14 protein-coding genes and 2 tRNA genes are annotated in these 16,014 nt (G+C 33.4%); 12 read left to right on the top strand and 4 right to left on the bottom strand.

What is annotated here, in order from left to right; translation table 11 throughout:
• Positions 1–14: 14 nt before the first annotated feature.
• The 6 genes from PHE88_03370 (at position 15) to PHE88_03345 (ending at position 7,749) form a co-directional block, all read left to right on the top strand.
• Entirely contained in the window at positions 15–2,009 is a 1,995-nt protein-coding gene (locus PHE88_03370) for a PorV/PorQ family protein (GenBank protein MDD5686857.1), read from the top strand.
• A gap of 155 nt (positions 2,010–2,164) precedes the next feature.
• Positions 2,165–3,172 (top strand): response regulator, encoded by a 1,008-nt coding sequence (locus PHE88_03365; protein ID MDD5686856.1) that lies wholly within the window; start codon positions 2,165–2,167, stop codon positions 3,170–3,172.
• Positions 3,173–3,341: 169 nt separating this feature from the next.
• Positions 3,342–4,301, top strand: a complete 960-nt coding sequence (locus tag PHE88_03360; GenBank protein MDD5686855.1) for an ATP-binding cassette domain-containing protein — start codon at positions 3,342–3,344, stop codon at positions 4,299–4,301.
• A 1-nt stretch (position 4,302) separates the two neighbouring features.
• Positions 4,303–5,037, top strand: a complete 735-nt coding sequence (locus PHE88_03355) for an ABC transporter permease subunit (protein ID MDD5686854.1) — start codon at positions 4,303–4,305, stop codon at positions 5,035–5,037.
• Complete coding sequence (locus tag PHE88_03350; protein ID MDD5686853.1) at positions 5,034–6,653, top strand: Gldg family protein; 1,620 nt, start codon at positions 5,034–5,036, stop codon at positions 6,651–6,653. Before PHE88_03355 ends, PHE88_03350 begins: the two co-directional genes overlap by 4 nt.
• Positions 6,654–6,828: 175 nt before the next feature.
• On the top strand, positions 6,829–7,749 hold the full coding sequence (locus PHE88_03345) for a DUF4340 domain-containing protein (protein ID MDD5686852.1): 921 nt from the start codon (positions 6,829–6,831) through the stop codon (positions 7,747–7,749).
• 2 nt (positions 7,750–7,751) lie between these two features.
• Here PHE88_03345 and PHE88_03340 read toward each other — a convergent pair whose 3' ends face one another.
• The 4 genes from PHE88_03340 to PHE88_03325 all read right to left on the bottom strand — a co-directional run bounded on the left by PHE88_03340 (position 7,752) and on the right by PHE88_03325 (position 11,085).
• Positions 7,752–8,666 carry a tetratricopeptide repeat protein gene (locus tag PHE88_03340; protein MDD5686851.1) on the bottom strand — a complete coding sequence of 305 codons (915 nt, stop codon included), beginning with the start codon at positions 8,664–8,666 and terminating at the stop codon, positions 7,752–7,754.
• A complete protein-coding gene (locus tag PHE88_03335) occupies positions 8,663–9,427 on the bottom strand; it encodes an MlaD family protein (protein MDD5686850.1) in 765 nt (254 codons plus the stop codon). Before PHE88_03335 ends, PHE88_03340 begins: the two co-directional genes overlap by 4 nt.
• Positions 9,417–10,163, bottom strand: a complete 747-nt coding sequence (locus tag PHE88_03330) for an ATP-binding cassette domain-containing protein (GenBank protein ID MDD5686849.1) — start codon at positions 10,161–10,163, stop codon at positions 9,417–9,419. Before PHE88_03330 ends, PHE88_03335 begins: the two co-directional genes overlap by 11 nt.
• 109 nt (positions 10,164–10,272) lie before the next feature.
• Entirely contained in the window at positions 10,273–11,085 is an 813-nt protein-coding gene (locus tag PHE88_03325) for an ABC transporter permease (protein ID MDD5686848.1), read from the bottom strand.
• A 111-nt stretch (positions 11,086–11,196) separates the two neighbouring features.
• On the opposite strand from PHE88_03325, the gene PHE88_03320 reads away from it, so the two are divergent.
• The 6 genes from PHE88_03320 (at position 11,197) to clpP (ending at position 16,000) form a co-directional block, all read left to right on the top strand.
• Positions 11,197–12,126: a hypothetical protein gene (locus PHE88_03320; protein MDD5686847.1), complete on the top strand. Its 930-nt coding sequence runs from the start codon at positions 11,197–11,199 to the stop codon at positions 12,124–12,126.
• 107 nt (positions 12,127–12,233) lie between these two features.
• Positions 12,234–12,306, top strand: a tRNA-Lys gene (locus PHE88_03315).
• Between the two features lie 195 nt (positions 12,307–12,501).
• A complete protein-coding gene (locus PHE88_03310) occupies positions 12,502–14,043 on the top strand; it encodes an N-6 DNA methylase (protein MDD5686846.1) in 1,542 nt (513 codons plus the stop codon).
• Positions 14,007–14,087, top strand: a tRNA-Leu gene (locus PHE88_03305). The genes PHE88_03310 and PHE88_03305 overlap by 37 nt, the downstream gene beginning before the upstream one ends.
• A gap of 78 nt (positions 14,088–14,165) precedes the next feature.
• Positions 14,166–15,413: a trigger factor gene (tig, locus tag PHE88_03300; protein MDD5686845.1), complete on the top strand. Its 1,248-nt coding sequence runs from the start codon at positions 14,166–14,168 to the stop codon at positions 15,411–15,413.
• Complete coding sequence (gene clpP / locus PHE88_03295; GenBank protein ID MDD5686844.1) at positions 15,410–16,000, top strand: ATP-dependent Clp endopeptidase proteolytic subunit ClpP; 591 nt, start codon at positions 15,410–15,412, stop codon at positions 15,998–16,000. The genes tig and clpP overlap by 4 nt, the downstream gene beginning before the upstream one ends.
• Positions 16,001–16,014: the final 14 nt, after the last annotated feature.

Here is a 16,014-nt window from a genome sequence, read left to right as displayed (position 1 = left end):
GGGTTTAAATGATTATGTCTAAAAAAATATTAAACTTGATTCTAATATTTTCACTTTCTTACTGCCTTCATGCAGAAGGAGCGGGGTCCACTGCTGCCCAGTTTCTTGAAATTCAGCCCGGTGCAAGAGCATCAGCGTTAGGGAATGCATATGTATCATTAACAGATGACGGTAACAGCTTATACTGGAACCAGTCAGGGTTAGCGAGTATAACTAATTCGCAAGTAAACTTAATGCATATGTTATATTTTCAAAACATAAATTATGATTATTTGGCTTATAGTATACCGTTACGAAATATAGGAGTATTAAGTATAGGTGGCTTAGGGTTATATACTAATGGAATAGATAAGACAACAGAAGATAGCGGTGGCGATTTTGTGGATGTAGCAGGAGATTACAACATATTACAGACCGCAATAATGCTTGGTATGGGTAGAAAAATAAACAATAGATTATATGCTGGTGTAGGAATAAAACTGATAAACGAAAAAATAGATACGGAAAAAGATTCAGGCGTTGCATTTGATATAGGCAGTCAATATCAAATAATAGTGGATAAGCTAAGAGCGGGATTCGTGGTCCAAAACCTTGGTAACAAGATAGCCGGTGCGTCACTACCTGCATCTGTCAAAGCGGGGTTTGATTATAAGATACTAAATAATCTTACAACAGCATTAGAATGCGATTATTTGTTTGAAAACAGTTTTTCATTTGGAGTAGGTGCTGAATATATATTAAAAGACTTAATACCGATAAGAATAGGATATAACACCAGTGCTGAAACCGGTAAATTAAGTAAACTGAGTGCCGGGACAGGTATAAATTTAAAAAAGAAGATAGAAATAGATTATGCATTTGTTCCGTATGGTGACATAGGTACTACACACAGGCTTGAGCTGACTTACAGATTTGATAGTAAAAAAACAAAAGAAAAGAATTTTGATGCAAAGATAGATACAATGAAAGAAATACCCGCTGCAATATACAATGTGATTACAGAAAGGAATATACCTGTAATAAATATAAAGATGAAAAATACATCAGAAGACAATAAGAAATTCAAAATAGTCTACAATATAGGCATAAAGAAAGAAAAGGAAGAAATGGAGATTGATATCGCAGGTGGAGCTACACGTGAAACCAAAATAATTCCGACACTTACGCAGGAAGATATTCAAACAGTAACAGTGATGCCAACACCAAGCATAATAAGTGTAGAAATAAGCCAGTTGACAAGTGAAGGAAATATACAGGCGTCCCGGAAAGAAAAGTTCCCGGTAATACTACTGCCCTTTGACCAGTTTACACCGCAAGTAGTAGATGCAAATAGTAAAACATATGATATGATGAATACTTTAGCATCATGGGTAACATTCAACGACCGTAGTCTAAATGAAGTAATTTCTAAAGCAAGTGAGAAAGGTGCAACAATGAATCCGCCGGTAAAGATAGTAGGGTTTCAGCCGCCGAATATATTCACAAGAATAAACAAGGATTACCGTTCAATAGAAGAAAAAGATAAGGATTATTTATCTCAAATAAAACTTATGTATGATACGCTTAAAGATGACTACAAGTTGACTTATGTAAACAATCCCATAGCGTACAAAAATACACAGAGGATAAAATTGCCGGGTGATACATTAAAGAATAAAGGTAATTGTATAGAGTTAGCCGTATTGTTTGCAAGTTTGCTTGAAGGAATAGAGGTAGAACCGATATTAGTAATATTGATTAAAGACAGCCATGCAACAGTCGGTTGGAGAGTTTCAGGCGATGGCAAAGATATATATAATCTGCTTGAAACCAATATGTTTGGAGAGGATTTTGAGAAAGCAATATCAAAAGGGAAGCTATTGGCAAAAAATAACGATTTGCAGAATGAGTTTGCCAACGGTATTCCTTTTAATGAAGACGGTGTTTACAAAAAAGATGATAATGTTATAATTTTTGATGTAAAGAAAATAAGAGCAAAAGTTCCGCCAAGTCCTTATATTCCCCGCTAGATAATTTACCATTCACCAATTTTAAACTCAAAAATATTTTTTACTTGAAATTTTACTAAATATATGTAAAATAGTTTTTATTGTTTTTGATAAAAACTATTCTGACTTGATTCGGGGTATAATCAATGTTCCACGGTAAAAAATGAGGTAAAAATATGGTAGATAAAAAACATAAAATTCTTGTTGTAGATGATGAAGAAAGTGTGCTCGTATATTTAAAAGAAGGTTTGGAAATAGAAAACTACGAGGTTCTTACTGCTAAAAATGGAGAGCGGGCTATAGAACTGACAAAGGAATCTAACCCTGATTTAATAATAGTTGATATTATAATGCCTAAAATGAACGGGTATGAAATGTGTAAAATATTAAAAGAAAAAAACAATATCAGGTTTTTACCGATAATTATGATGACAGCAGATAGGAATACTAAAGGATTGGTAAAAGGGTTGGGTGCAGGAGCCGACGAGTTTATCGTCAAGCCGTTTGAAATTATAGAAATATCAGCCCGTATAAAAGCAATGCTTCGTATAAAATCGCTTTCAGATGACTTATCGGAAATGAATAAAAATTTAGAGACTAAGGTTGATGATAAGACAAAAGAAATTCAGACCATGTATATGGAAACTGTCCGGGCATTAGCAACTGCGATTTATGCTAAAGATAGTTATACCTTTAGCCATTGCGATGATGTCGCTAAGAACGCGGTAATTATTGCTAAAGCAATGGGGCTTAATCAAATTGAAATAGAAGAAATAGACCGTGCAGCACAGCTTCATGATTTAGGTAAGATATCTATCCCGGATGAAATTCTCAGAAAAACAGAAAAATTAACATCTAAAGATTGGGAAGAAATCAAAAAACATCCGTCAAAAAGTACGGAAATATTGAAACCGTTAAAATTTCTAAGTAATGTAATTAATATAATTGAACAACATCATGAAAAATACGGCGGCGGCGGGTATCCTTTAGGAAAAAAAGAAAAAGAAATACCTTTAGGGGCAAGGATACTGGCAGTTGCAGATACATATGATGCAATGCTTAGTGACAGGCCATACCGGAAAGCATTAACAAAACAAAAAGCGATAGAAGAATTAGAAAAAAACAGCGGAACACAATTTGACCCGGAAGTAGTAAATACCTTTCTGAAAATAATAAAAAAATAAAAAATAATATTTTTTGTGAATCTTTTTTTTAGTTTTTGCATCTAAAATTAAAAATCTTAATTACTTAATTTATTGAAATTTCAATGTTATCACGCCGAGGGCGTGAAACTACAATTTAATTATAGTTTTGTAGTTGCCGTAGACCCTTGGTGTGCCAAACTTGTTGATTATGATTGAAGTTAAAGATTTGGTAAAATATTACGGGACTGAACAGGCGCTTTCAGGTATTAGTTTTAGTATTTCGCGGGGTGAAGTTGTCGGTTTCCTCGGTCCTAATGGTGCCGGTAAAACTACAACATTACGAATACTTACCGGTTACTTGACTCCCACTTCCGGGCAAGTGAACATTTTTGATTACACCTTAGAAAAAAATCCGATAGAAATAAAAAAAAGAATTGGTTACCTTCCAGAATCAAACCCTCTCTACTATGAAATGAATGTCCTTGATTACCTTACATTTATTGCACAACTGCGCGGTATAGAAAAAAATAACATTAAAAAAAGACTTAGTGAAGTTGTTCAGATCTGCGGTGTCAAAGATGTTTTAAAAAAGAATATTTCTGATTTATCCAAAGGATACAAGCAAAGGGTCGGGATAGCCCAGGCAATGATTCATAATCCGGATATATTGATTATGGATGAACCTACTTCAGGTCTTGACCCCAACCAGATAATAGAAATAAGAGACCTTATCAGGCGGCTTGGAAAGGAAAAAACAGTAATTTTATCCACGCATGTTTTATCCGAAGTTCAGGCTACTTGCGACAGGGTTATAATTATAAATAAAGGAAAAATTGCAGCCGATGGTAAAACAACCGAAATAGACAAATTTGTTGCAGGCAACGAGGAACTGGTGGTTCAATTTAAAGGAAAGATAGAAAATGTTTCCGGTATATTTTCCGATTTACCGGGTGTTGTTGAGCTAAATATTAAGAACATGACTGATATGCTGACTGAAATAGAAATAGTATCAAAACAAGGCGATGATTTAAGGGAAAAAGTTTTTAATAGAGCGGTTGAAAGGAGACTTGTAATACTGGAACAAACAAGGACAATACTTTCATTAGAAGATGTTTTCAGAATGCTTACTCAAGACGGGTCTAATCAACCTCGTGTTGATAAAAATTAAAATGGTTAACGAGTTAAGAAAAATTAATTTTAATAATATTTTAGTGATTTTTAAAAGGGAGATAAATGCTTTTTTTGATTCCCCTGTTGCATATATTGTTATTGTATCTTTTCTTGCAGTTTCAGGATGGTTTTTTTCATCTTCTATTTTTCTTATTAACTTTGCCACGCTTGAAGGTTATCTTGATATCTTACCTTTGATTTTTATATTTTTTGTTCCTGCCATTACCATGCGTCTTTTCTCGGAGGAATATAAATCCGGCACCATAGAAATATTATCCACAATGCCTATAGCAGATTATGAAATTATTCTGGGTAAATATCTTGCTGGTTTCGGGATTATATCTATTTCAATACTGCTCACGCTTTTTTATCCTATTACACTGTTTTTTATTTCAAAGCCTCATGTAGGAACAATTTTCGGTTCTTATCTGGGTTTATTGTTTATTGCAATGTTTTATAGTTCAATAGGTATTTTCGCTTCCTCGATAACCAAAAATCAGATTGTTGCTTTTTTGGTAAGTTTTATTATTTGTTTCTTCTTTTTTATGGCAGGAAAAACTGTAAATATACTGCCCAACTCAGCGTTAACCTCTGTTTTTGAATATATCGGGATTGACAGTCATTTTAACAATATTACAAAAGGGCTTATAGATTCAAGGGATATAATATATTATTTTTCTGTTTCAGCTTTTTTCTATCTCCTGACATTAAGAATGATAAATATTAGAAAATGAACAAAAAAATATATTCCATTACGTATATTTTGATTTTTTTAGGCATACTTGCGGTGCTTAATTTTATCTCTTCAATGCTTTTTTTGAAGTTGGATTTTTCACCCCAGAAAATGTATTCTGTTTCTCCTGCGACCAAAAAAATCCTGTCACGGTTAGAAGATAACATTATATTCAGGGTTTATTTTACAAAAAATCTGCCGAATCCTTATGGTGCTAACGGTCGTTATCTAAGGGACTTTTTGGAGGAGTACCAGGCATATTCGAAATCAAAAATTAAACTTTCCTTTATAGACCCCACAGGTAATGAAAAACTGCAGAGAGAAGCGCAGCTTGCAGGCATTATGCCCATGAGATTTACTTCGGTTGAGAAAGACAAAATGGAACTGAAAGAAGGTTACATGGGTGTTTCCATTATGTATAATGATAAAACTGAAACTATCCCGGTTATAAAGGATACTGATGGTTTGGAATATGAGATTTCAAGTAAAATAAAGAAGTTAATGAATCCTACAAAGAAAACCATAGGTTTTTTAACCGGTCATAATGAAACCAACCCGCTGGAAATACCGGAATTTTCAGGATATTTCGGTGAAAAATTCAACTCTAAAATGGTAGATACAACAAAGGAAGATATACCTGCGGATATAGATTGTTTGTTGATTGTCGGTCCTAAAACTAAACTGACTGATTATGAAGTTTATTTAATTGACCAGTTTGTAATGGCCGGCAAACCGGTGGGAATTTTACTTAATGAATATGATGTTGCGTTTGATAATTTCTATGTCAGGCAAACTGACAATGGTTTAAAAGATATGTTGAATTATTACGGGGTTTCCGTTAATCCGGGACTGGTCCTGGATTTACAATGCCAAAGAATCGGAATCCAGCAGAAGCAGGGATATTTTGTTATTAATAATTACGTGGAATATCCTTTCATACCGGTTGCTACAAAATTTAATACTGAAAATCTAATTGTTAAAAACTTTGAAAAATTGTCGCTGCCTTTTGTATCTTCATTTGAAACAAATATTTCTACTTTAACACAACAAAACAGGAAGTTTATTCCGCTTATGTATTCTTCAAGAGAATCCTGGATAATGGCAAATGTTTATATGGCAAATCCGATGCAAAAATACATGCCATCTAAAAATAATCAAATGGGTCCTTTTGTTTTGGGTGGAATATTGGAAGGTTCATTTGACAGTTTATATAAAGGGAGGACGCCTCCAAAAAGAGAAAAAGCTAAAGATAGTAAAACAAAAGTTGAAATTCAACCGAATTCAGGAGATATTTCAGAAGTAAAATATAACAGAATTATGTTATCAGGCACATCCTCAATCGTAAGAAAAGAGTTTTTATCTGACCCTACCTGTGTTACTTATTTTATGAATATTTTGGATTGGCTAGCAGAAGATTATGACCTTTTAAGTATACGTTCTAAAGGATTTATTTACAGACCATTAAACAAGGTTTCTGATGCCGTAAGATTGATTTTTAAATATTCTAATTTGCTTTTACTTCCGATACTCGTTATTTTCTATGGTTTATTCAGGTGGAAAACCAGAAAGATATTAATCGAGAATAGAAGCAAAGAGATTTTGGAGTTAAAAAACTAAGTAGAACCCCTCAACTCTTTCTTCTCCCCATAGGGGAGAAGATGAACGCGTAGGGGTGAGCTTGCTCACCCGATAAGAAGTTAAAGTAATGGTCCCGCTTCTTTCTTTTCCCATAAAGAAGAAGATGAAAGATGAGGGGAACAATAAAGACTTTCGCGGTTAGTCACTAACTATAATGAGAAATTTAATTAAATTATTTATTATTTTTGTAATTCTTATTTTGGTTGCGGTCTTTTTCAGAAAAATGAGGGACAGGACCCCGGTAAAAATTCCGTTTTCAAAACTTAATATTGAAAAGGTTGCAAGCATAGAATTGAAAAACTGGAAATTGGATTTAAAAATAGTAAAAAAAGACAATATCTGGAAGATAGAAAAACCCGTAAATTATAAAGCAGACGATAATTCTGTCAACGAGCTGCTGAATAAGTTAAAAGATATTGAAGTGGGTGAAGTAATTACAGAAAATAAGGATAAATATTCCGATTATGAAGTGAGTCCCGAAAAAGGGACGGAAGTTAAGGTAAATAATATGGATGGCGGGAATTCTGTTAATGTTATATTCGGTAAAATGGCAGGAAATTACCAATCGACATTTATAAAATTTGCAGATAAAAAAGAAGTTTTTATTTCTTCGGGTCTTGAGAAGAATATTTTAGAAAAAGATTTAAAACTGTGGATGGACAGGGTAATCCTGAAGTTTAAAAATGAAGATGTGGATTCAGTTGTTTTAAATAAAAAAGATGGATTTGAAATTACAAAAAGTTCCGGGCAGTTAATACTTAGAACATCTGCAAAGAAATATGATATTGATGCTCAAAAGTATATAGATTTTCTAAATCAATTAAATAATTTGAGCGCCGAAGATTTTTATGATGATAATTCGGAATTAGGGATAAAGACCACAGGATTAAATAGTCCGGTTCTCAGGCTGAAAATAAAATTTAAAGATGGCATAGAAAAAGAGATTTTGTTAGGGAAAGAAGACAAGGAATCAAAGGTTTACCTGTCTTTAAAAGATACAAATCAGATATTCTTGGTATCCAAGTACAGTTTTGAATCAATCAACAAGAAATACACGGATTTAATAAAAAAATAATGTTACGGTAGGGATTTTAAATCTTCCTGGGAACTTTCAATAAGTTCTTTTTTATTTAGTATTTTAGCAACTCGTATTATATCCGAAAGGTCTTTTTTCATACGCTCTTTATCTGCGAGTTTTTGATTTATTTCATATGCTCTTTGTAAAAATTCCAGTGCTTCTGCATATCGTTTAAGTTTTTCCATAGTAAGCCCGATGCTGCTTAAATCAGCCGCTATATAATACGGGTCTTCGATTTGTTTGTGTATTTTCAACGCCTCGTTAAAAAAGGTCAGTGAATCCTCATATTTATCCTGTTCTAAGAGAAGGTTCCCCAAATTTAACATATTTATAGCAAGCCCTGTTTTATTGTTTTTATCTTTATTTGTTTTCGCTGCCTTTTCAAAATATTCTTTTGCTTTTTCAAAATTACCGGCATTCATTTCACACATACCGAGATTATTATTGGTGATTGCAATACTTATTAAATCCTTTAATTCTTTGCTTAATTTGAGAGATTCTTCAAATGTTTCTTTTGCTTTGGTGTAATCTTTTTTTACACTGTAAAGACGGCCAAGATTATTAAGGTTAGTGACGATTTCTTCTTTTAAATTAAGTTTGCGGTTTATTTCTAACGCCTGTAGAAAATGTTTTTCTGCTTCGTTTGTATTTTCCAGAGCGAGAAATGTTGTTCCGATATTATTATGAGCGACAGCAGCGTCAGGCTGGTTATCAAGCGTTTGGTTTATTTCCAGTGCTCTTTGAAATGATTGAAGTGCTTTAGGAAAATCTCCCTGGGAATAGTAATTCTTACCTGATTCAATCAGACCGCTGGCTTCCTGGTTTTTAGTAGAATTATTAATTTCTATTTTTGGAACACAACCGGATAGATAGATTAAAGAAAGTAAGATTAGTAATAATGTTATTTTTTTCATTTGTTTTTATAAGGACTGTAAGATTCATTTAAATCTATAGATTGTTTTCCCGGTTTTGTTTCTTTTTCTTTAAAAAATTGTGATTTCATTATAGACCTTGAAATAGTGTTAAGATTTACTGTGGTGTCTTCAACATGTTTAAATATGCTGTCAATCCTTTCCTGATTATTTGCAAATTTCTCACTTAGTTTACCTATGTTTTGGCTTATTATTTTAAAATTTTCCAAATTTGCGAATAATGGTCCGTTTGGTTCGTTTAAACGTTGGACCAGGCTGGAAACATTGGCAAGTATATTTTCTGCTGTTGATAATTGTACGTCACTTTTTCTTGCCAATAATATCTTCTTGCCATCTTCAGAATCAAAAGACGGTATATAGTCGTTATTTTTTATTTCAGCAGAATATATATCTCCCGGAATTATATCCAGTGTTTTTGAACCTAATAATGGCGATATTAACCGTAATACGGAACCTTTTCTGATTCTATGAATATGTTCTTCATAAATAGATAACTTTAATGCAATGTTATTGTTGCCGTCTAATTTTATACTTTCTAAAGTTCCTATTTGTATCCCGTTTATATTAACCGGCATACCTTTATTTAATCCTTCTCCCGAGTTGAACCTGGAATAGTAATAGTTTTTGCTGCTGAATAATCTTTTCCCGCGACCGACAAGAACTAACAAAGATAAAATAGAGATTAAACCTAAGATTACAAATATATACACAATCCTTTCTATTCTTTTTGTCTTAATTAGCATTATGACCTCCGATACGACGCATAACTTCTTTCACTTTTTTATTTTCCGTAGAACATATATCTTCGTATTTTCCGCACATTTCCAATTTACCTTCAATAAGCACTGCAATATTATTGCAAATCTCAGATGCCCATTTTATATGGTTTGTTGTCATCATAATAGCTGTATTCTCGTTCTTGAGTTCTTTTATAACTTTTCGTACTAAATCTGCATAGTGATAATCCATATTATTTGTCGGTTCATCAAGAAAAATGTATCTTGGCGAATTTATAATGGTTCTTATAAGTCCGACAACTTTTTTTTGGCTGATATTCAGTTCGGCGGGTAAATCATAAATATTTTTAGACAACTCCATTCTTTCCAGCCATGAATATATTTTAGTAAATATTTCTTTTTCATTCAAGTTTGTATGGTATTTCAAAGGAAGGGCGATATTGTCATAAACATTTAAATTATTTATTAATGCTGCATCTTGAAACGAAAAACCCATTTTTTCTCTAATTTCATAAATTTGTTTTCTGCTGTCTTTTGTAAAATTTATATTCTCTATAATAACTTCTCCGGATGTAGGTTCAATCAGTCCTGCTGCCACTTTAAGAAAAGTGGATTTACCGGAGCCGCTTGGTCCGACTATTGTTAAAATATTATTTTCGGAAACAGAAATATCAATTCCGTTTAATATCTGTTTTCCACTTCCATGAACGTTATAGTGAATATTGTTTATTTTAATTTCCATTTGTAATTTATTGTATAGGAATTTGAAAGATGCAGGCAGAGCAAGCTCTGCCACTACATGTTTATGTAGCTGCAAAGCGAAGCTTTGCTTCACTTGTAACAACTAAAATTTATATGTAGAACAAAACTGTTAATATGCTGTTGAAAATAAACGAACCCAACAACGAGTTTACAACTGCTTTTGTGGCAGCTTGCGGGACCTCTGTCAGCGAAATTTTTACTTTAAATCCCTGATAGACAGAGATAGTTGCTATAATTATTCCAAAACCCAGACTTTTCAAAAAAGAAACAAGCATATCGGTATATGTAATTGTGCTTATGATATTGTTAAACAAAATGTTGAGCGAAGTGGACAATGTGATTTTCGCTACTAAAAGACCTCCAAATATACCAACCATGTTAAAATAAACTGTTAAAAGTATTAATGAAATAACCATGCCTAACAGTCTTGGAATCATAATGTATCTTAGCGGGTCAACTCCCATAGATTCCATTGCTTCAATTTCTTTTGAGATTGACATATTTCCGATTTCAGTAGCTATTGCACTGGCTGAACGGCCGATTACAATAAGTGCGGTAAATACGGGACCTAATTCCCTAACAATTACCAGAACAAGAATTTTACCTATGAATTGTTCGGCATTAATTTTTGACAGCTGGGTCACACTTTGAACAATTGTTACACCGCCAAGCATAAGGGCAACTAAACTGACCAACAAAAAAGACTGGACACCTGTAAAATAAATTTGAGATTTTGTTAAGTTAGATATTAGGATTTTGCCTTTTTTATTTTTGCTAAAGAGTGATTTTATAGAAAAAATAAAAAGGGTGATATTGTCTGAAAAAAAGTCGAAAACAGAAACAACATTTTTAATTAAAATATTGTTAGCCAGTAAAAAAAACTGCAAAAATAGTTTTTTCATGTACCGTTAGTATACAAAACAAATTAGCCGATGTCAATCCTTCATTCGTGAAGTTTATAAGTTTCGATTGACTAAGCAATACAGAAAATAGTATAATGAAACATATTGAAAATGAAATTACTGAAAAAAATTACAGTTTGTTTAATAGTTTTTCTATTACTGGATATTACCGCTATTCATTCTAAATCTATTTACCAGAAACAAATAAACAATCAGGAAATAGAATTAGAAGCTGATATGTATTACTCGTCACTGGACTATTATTTACCGCTGACAAAAACACCGGTACCGTATTTTGATGACGAAAGTGAAATTAATATATATAAGAGGCTGGTAGCTTCTCCGGTACCGAGGTACTTGGTATTTGAGTTGAGTACATATCCGTTACCCTGGATGGGAGTATTCACAAAAAAGAATTTGCGGCAATTTTACCGGAATATGGATATCACGGAAAATATTAACATCGTTAAGAGTGTTTGTGCAGGTTTTGAAGAACCGTATGCCATGTCAGTATTTTTAGGTAATGTTATAAGTTTTAAACCTAAAGAAAGCAAAGATATGAGTGGTAAAGGTTATATGGGTTTGTTAGTCAGCGGAGGTAATTATCATATTAAAGATAACGAACTTATAATTGATAACTGGGTAGAAAGTGAAATAAAGATAAAAGGTGACAGAACTACACATAATACTAAAATGAGCTGGAGTTTTAGAATCGGGGCAAAATTTCATGATAACGAGTATATTAAAGATGTTATATATTTTTCACTACGTAGAGATAGAACTGATTATAATGCTGTTAAACCTTCAATATTTCATAATAGTAATTTTGAATATACCTTTGATGTTGACACTGAAAATAGCAAAATAATCAGGCATTTTTTTATAGTTGGAAAGAAAATCCCTTTAAAAACCCCAAAAATAATGCTTAATTTAAGCGCAGGTTTAGTTTGGGAAGGGGAAGATAAATATACGGGTCCGCTACAGAGAACTGACAAATCTAATAATTTCCAGATTCTATTTAGACCGAATATTGAATTTTAAATCTGTTTAAATCAATTTACTGATGTAAAATATATCAATAAAACAGCCTTAAAAAGGTTGACAAATTGAAAATAAATTGATAAAATCTTCACTTAATTGATTTTTCTGGGCTGTTAGCTCAATTGGTAGAGCAATTGACTCTTAATCAATAGGTTATAGGTTCGATTCCTATACAGCCCAAAGTCGCTCGGGAGTAAATTTCTTCGAGACGCTCGTTAGAACTCGCTCTATCATTTGCTCCTGGAAAGAATAAGTCGCAAATTTAGGCTCTTCAGAAATTTCTCCCTCGCTTGCGAAATATAGTCATTGAGTCGTAGGGTCATAGACTTAAAGACCCAAAGACGCAACGACGTTGTTTTGAGTGTTTTATTAAAAATGAGAAATGCGATTATAAGCGGGAATTTTTTTAAGAATATAAGTTGTAAAACTCCATTTTTCCCGTTTAATGAATTGCCGGTTATAAGGCATAAACACAGGAAGGTTCATAATCAGTATTTTACACCGGAATTTGTGGTAGAGAAGGCGTTGTCGCTTGTTCCTGTGAAAGATATTAAAAATGTAGTTGACCCGTCTGTCGGTAATGGTGTTTTTCTCAGAATTGCATCGGAAAAGTGGAATATTGCTAAATTATTCGGGATTGATATTGATACGGAAATAATCACGAATTTAAAAAATACAGGACTGGAAAACTCTTTTCTTAAAACAGGGGACAGTTTAAAAACAAAAACATGGGAAAAAATTCCTGAAATCGGCGATGGAATTTTAGATAATGGTTTTGACCTTGTTGTGGGAAATCCCCCGTTTAGCAGTTGGTTTCAGCGTGTTGAGTCAAAAGAGATATTAACTGATTACGAATTGGCGAAGAATAAGGGGAATCTAAGAAAAAGTCAGGCAATAGAAGTCCTTTTTCTTGAGAAATTCATTCAACTTGCTAAAAAAGGCGGTTATATTGTTATAGTGTTGCCGGAAGGGATTCTTTCAAATCCTAAAGACCGGTACATACGAGAATATATTTTAAGAGAAACAACCGTTAAAAATATAATCAGTTTGCCAAGAAATGTTTTTGAAGGGACTTCTGCCAAAACAAGCGTTTTAATTTTACAAAAAGGATCCTGCACAAATACAGGCTATTGTGCTGAAATAAGCGAATTTGGAAAAACAGGAATAATTGACAATACAATAAAAATATCGAGAAAAGATTTGCTGGACCGGATGGATTATCAGTATTACAGATTTTTAAATAAAAGTAGTATTGGCGAGATAAAACATAATAATATTCCTTTCCGTCCTTTGAAAGATTTTGTTGTTTATTATAAAACAGGAAAAACTGTTTATGGTAAGGAAAGAGAGTTTTCTGATAAAGGATTAAAGTTTCTTCACGCTACGAATATTACGGATGTCGGCATAGATTACAGGAAAGATAAAAGATATATTACAGCGGAAAGTAAAATGGATTTTCTTGGTGCCCATACAAAAATTGGCGAGATTTTATTCGTGAGGGTGGGAGTTGGTTGTGCCGGTAAGGTTGCCATTATTGACAGTAAAGATGATGAAGGGGTAGCTTCTGATTATCTTCACATTTTAAGAGTAAAAGGGATTGACCCCTATTATCTTGTATTATATTTAAAAACAAAATATGGCAGGGAAACTATACAGCTTTTGAAACACGGTGTTGGAACTATCAGTATAAACAAAACAGATATTTTGTCATTGCCTGTCCCGTTAGTTAGTGCCGGGCTTCAAAAAAACATCGGAAAATGTTATAAAGAAATTATCAGTCAATATAGAAAAAGAAAAATCAGTGAATCTATAGGAAAATTAAACGCTCTAATACAAAAAGTTGAATTGAAATTGCAAACACAGGCAAGACAAAAGCTTTTGGGCGGATGGCGGAACTGGCAGACGCGCACGGCTTAGGACCGTGTCCTTTCAGGGTGTGGGTTCAACTCCCTCTCCGCCCAAGTTAAAAAAACAGCGCGGGTGGGAAACTCTCTTCCCGCAACAATCCTGCTTTAAGGAAAAGCAAGAAAAGGAATAAAATGGAAAATATGAAAGTTGATATTTTAGAGAAAAAGGGCTGCAAAGTGGAAATTAAGGCTGAAATTCCAGCTGATGAAGTAGAAAAAGAAAGGACTGTCGTTTTTGCAGATATTCAGCAAAATGCTGTTATATCCGGGTTCAGGAAAGGGCATGCACCTATGGATTTTGTCAAAAGAGAATTTGCAAAAACTGCTTTAAATAAAACACTTCAGAATCTTATGACATCTGCGATAGAAAAAATTATCAAAGAGCAAGATCTTCACCCGGTAGTGACACCGGAAGCTGAACCTGAGGATTATAATGAAGGTAAACCGTTTTCATTCAAGTTAAAGGTTGAGCAAGTTCCGGAATTTGAACCGAAAGACTACAAGAAAATAAAAATTACGAAAAAGATAAAAAAAATTACAGAAAAAGAAGTGAACGAAGTAATAAAAAATCTCCAGGACAGGCGGGCAAACCTCATAGATGCCGGTGATATTGCAGCTGAACCTCATCATTTTCTTGTTGCCGATTATGACGGGATTATTGACGGAAAGAAAATTGATAAGCCCATTGAAAATCAGACAATAGATTTATCGCATAAATCACTGCCGGAAGGTTTTGCAACAGGTCTTGTGGGTATGAAATCCGGTGAAACTAAAACAATAGAGACAAAAATTTCCGATAAACCCGCTAAATTAGATATTAAAATAAAATCAATAAAGAAGAAGGTTTTACCGGAAGTAAATGACGAATTTGCAAAGGATTTTGGACATGAAAATGTCAGCCAGCTGAAAGAAAAGATAAAGGAAGATATTATAAAAACAGAAGAAGAAAAAACCAGGCAGGATATGGAAAGTCAGATTATAGAGTCATTGTTAAAGTCAAATGATTTTCCGGTTCCGGAAACACTGGTTGAATATGAATTAAATAATATGATTGACAGGACAAAACAATATCTTGTTAGTAATCATAGTTTTAATCAGGAAGAATTTGAAAAATCTATTCCTGCGATGCGGGACAAGTACAAAACTGACGCGGAAAAAACAGTCCACAGTTCGTATTTATTATCAAAAATAATTAAAAATGAAAATATAAACGTGGATGAAGATGAGATAAATAAAAAGATTGAAGAAATATCAGGCGGGGATAAAAAAGTAGCTGAAAATTACCAGAAATATCGTGAATATTTATCGCTTCAAATCAAGGAAAAGAAACTCTTTGATTTTCTTCTGGAAAACGCAAAGATTAAGGAGGTCAAAGCATGAAAGCAAATCTTATACCAATGGTCGTAGAGCAATCTCCTCGCGGCGAACGTGCTTATGATATTTATTCGCGGCTTTTGAAAGACAGGATTATATTTATCGGGGCGCCTCTTGATGATGATTTTGCAAATAGTATTATTGCCCAGCTTCTTTTTCTTGAATCGGAAAGTACCGAAAAGGAAATCTCGCTTTATATCAATACACCCGGCGGTATGGTTACTGCAGGTCTTGCAATTTATGATACAATGCAGTTTATAAAATCAAAAGTTAAAACAATCTGCATGGGACAAGCGGCATCTATGGGAGCAATACTTCTTACTGCCGGTGCAAAAGGGAAAAGATATGCGCTTCCTAATTCCAGGATAATGATTCACCAGCCGTTAGGCGGTGTTCAAGGGCAGGCAACTGATATAGGTATACAGGCAAAAGAGATTTTAAGAGTAAAAAGCCGGCTTAACGATATGCTGTCAAAACATACAGGCCAGCCGATTGAAAAAATAGAAAAAGATACTGACCGTGATTTTTTTATGACTGCTGATGAAGCGAAAATTTACGGTATTGTAGATGAAGTAATCGTAGAGAGGAAATAGTTTTTGTCCGGATT

The sequence above is a fragment of the Elusimicrobiota bacterium genome, assembly GCA_028718185.1.
Classification (GTDB): Bacteria; Elusimicrobiota; UBA8919; order UBA8919; family UBA8919; genus JAQUMH01.
Note: the sequence above shows the minus strand (reverse complement) of the source record. Positions and strands in the feature narration are given on the sequence as shown.

What these genes read in the sequence shown, in the direction of transcription:
- tig (MDD5686845.1), top strand. Translation starts at nt 14,166, where the DNA reads ATGGAAAATATGAAAGTTGATATTTTAGAGAAAAAGGGCTGCAAAGTG.
- PHE88_03330 (MDD5686849.1), bottom strand. Translation starts at nt 10,163, where the DNA reads ATGGAAATTAAAATAAACAATATTCACTATAACGTTCATGGAAGTGGA.
- PHE88_03365 (MDD5686856.1), top strand. Translation starts at nt 2,165, where the DNA reads ATGGTAGATAAAAAACATAAAATTCTTGTTGTAGATGATGAAGAAAGT.
- PHE88_03360 (MDD5686855.1), top strand. Translation starts at nt 3,342, where the DNA reads ATGATTGAAGTTAAAGATTTGGTAAAATATTACGGGACTGAACAGGCG.
- PHE88_03310 (MDD5686846.1), top strand. Translation starts at nt 12,502, where the DNA reads ATGAGAAATGCGATTATAAGCGGGAATTTTTTTAAGAATATAAGTTGT.
- PHE88_03345 (MDD5686852.1), top strand. Translation starts at nt 6,829, where the DNA reads ATGAGAAATTTAATTAAATTATTTATTATTTTTGTAATTCTTATTTTG.
- PHE88_03350 (MDD5686853.1), top strand. Translation starts at nt 5,034, where the DNA reads ATGAACAAAAAAATATATTCCATTACGTATATTTTGATTTTTTTAGGC.
- PHE88_03355 (MDD5686854.1), top strand. Translation starts at nt 4,303, where the DNA reads ATGGTTAACGAGTTAAGAAAAATTAATTTTAATAATATTTTAGTGATT.
- clpP (MDD5686844.1), top strand. Translation starts at nt 15,410, where the DNA reads ATGAAAGCAAATCTTATACCAATGGTCGTAGAGCAATCTCCTCGCGGC.
- PHE88_03335 (MDD5686850.1), bottom strand. Translation starts at nt 9,427, where the DNA reads ATGCTAATTAAGACAAAAAGAATAGAAAGGATTGTGTATATATTTGTA.
- PHE88_03325 (MDD5686848.1), bottom strand. Translation starts at nt 11,085, where the DNA reads ATGAAAAAACTATTTTTGCAGTTTTTTTTACTGGCTAACAATATTTTA.
- PHE88_03320 (MDD5686847.1), top strand. Translation starts at nt 11,197, where the DNA reads ATGAAATTACTGAAAAAAATTACAGTTTGTTTAATAGTTTTTCTATTA.
- PHE88_03340 (MDD5686851.1), bottom strand. Translation starts at nt 8,666, where the DNA reads ATGAAAAAAATAACATTATTACTAATCTTACTTTCTTTAATCTATCTA.
- PHE88_03370 (MDD5686857.1), top strand. Translation starts at nt 15, where the DNA reads ATGTCTAAAAAAATATTAAACTTGATTCTAATATTTTCACTTTCTTAC.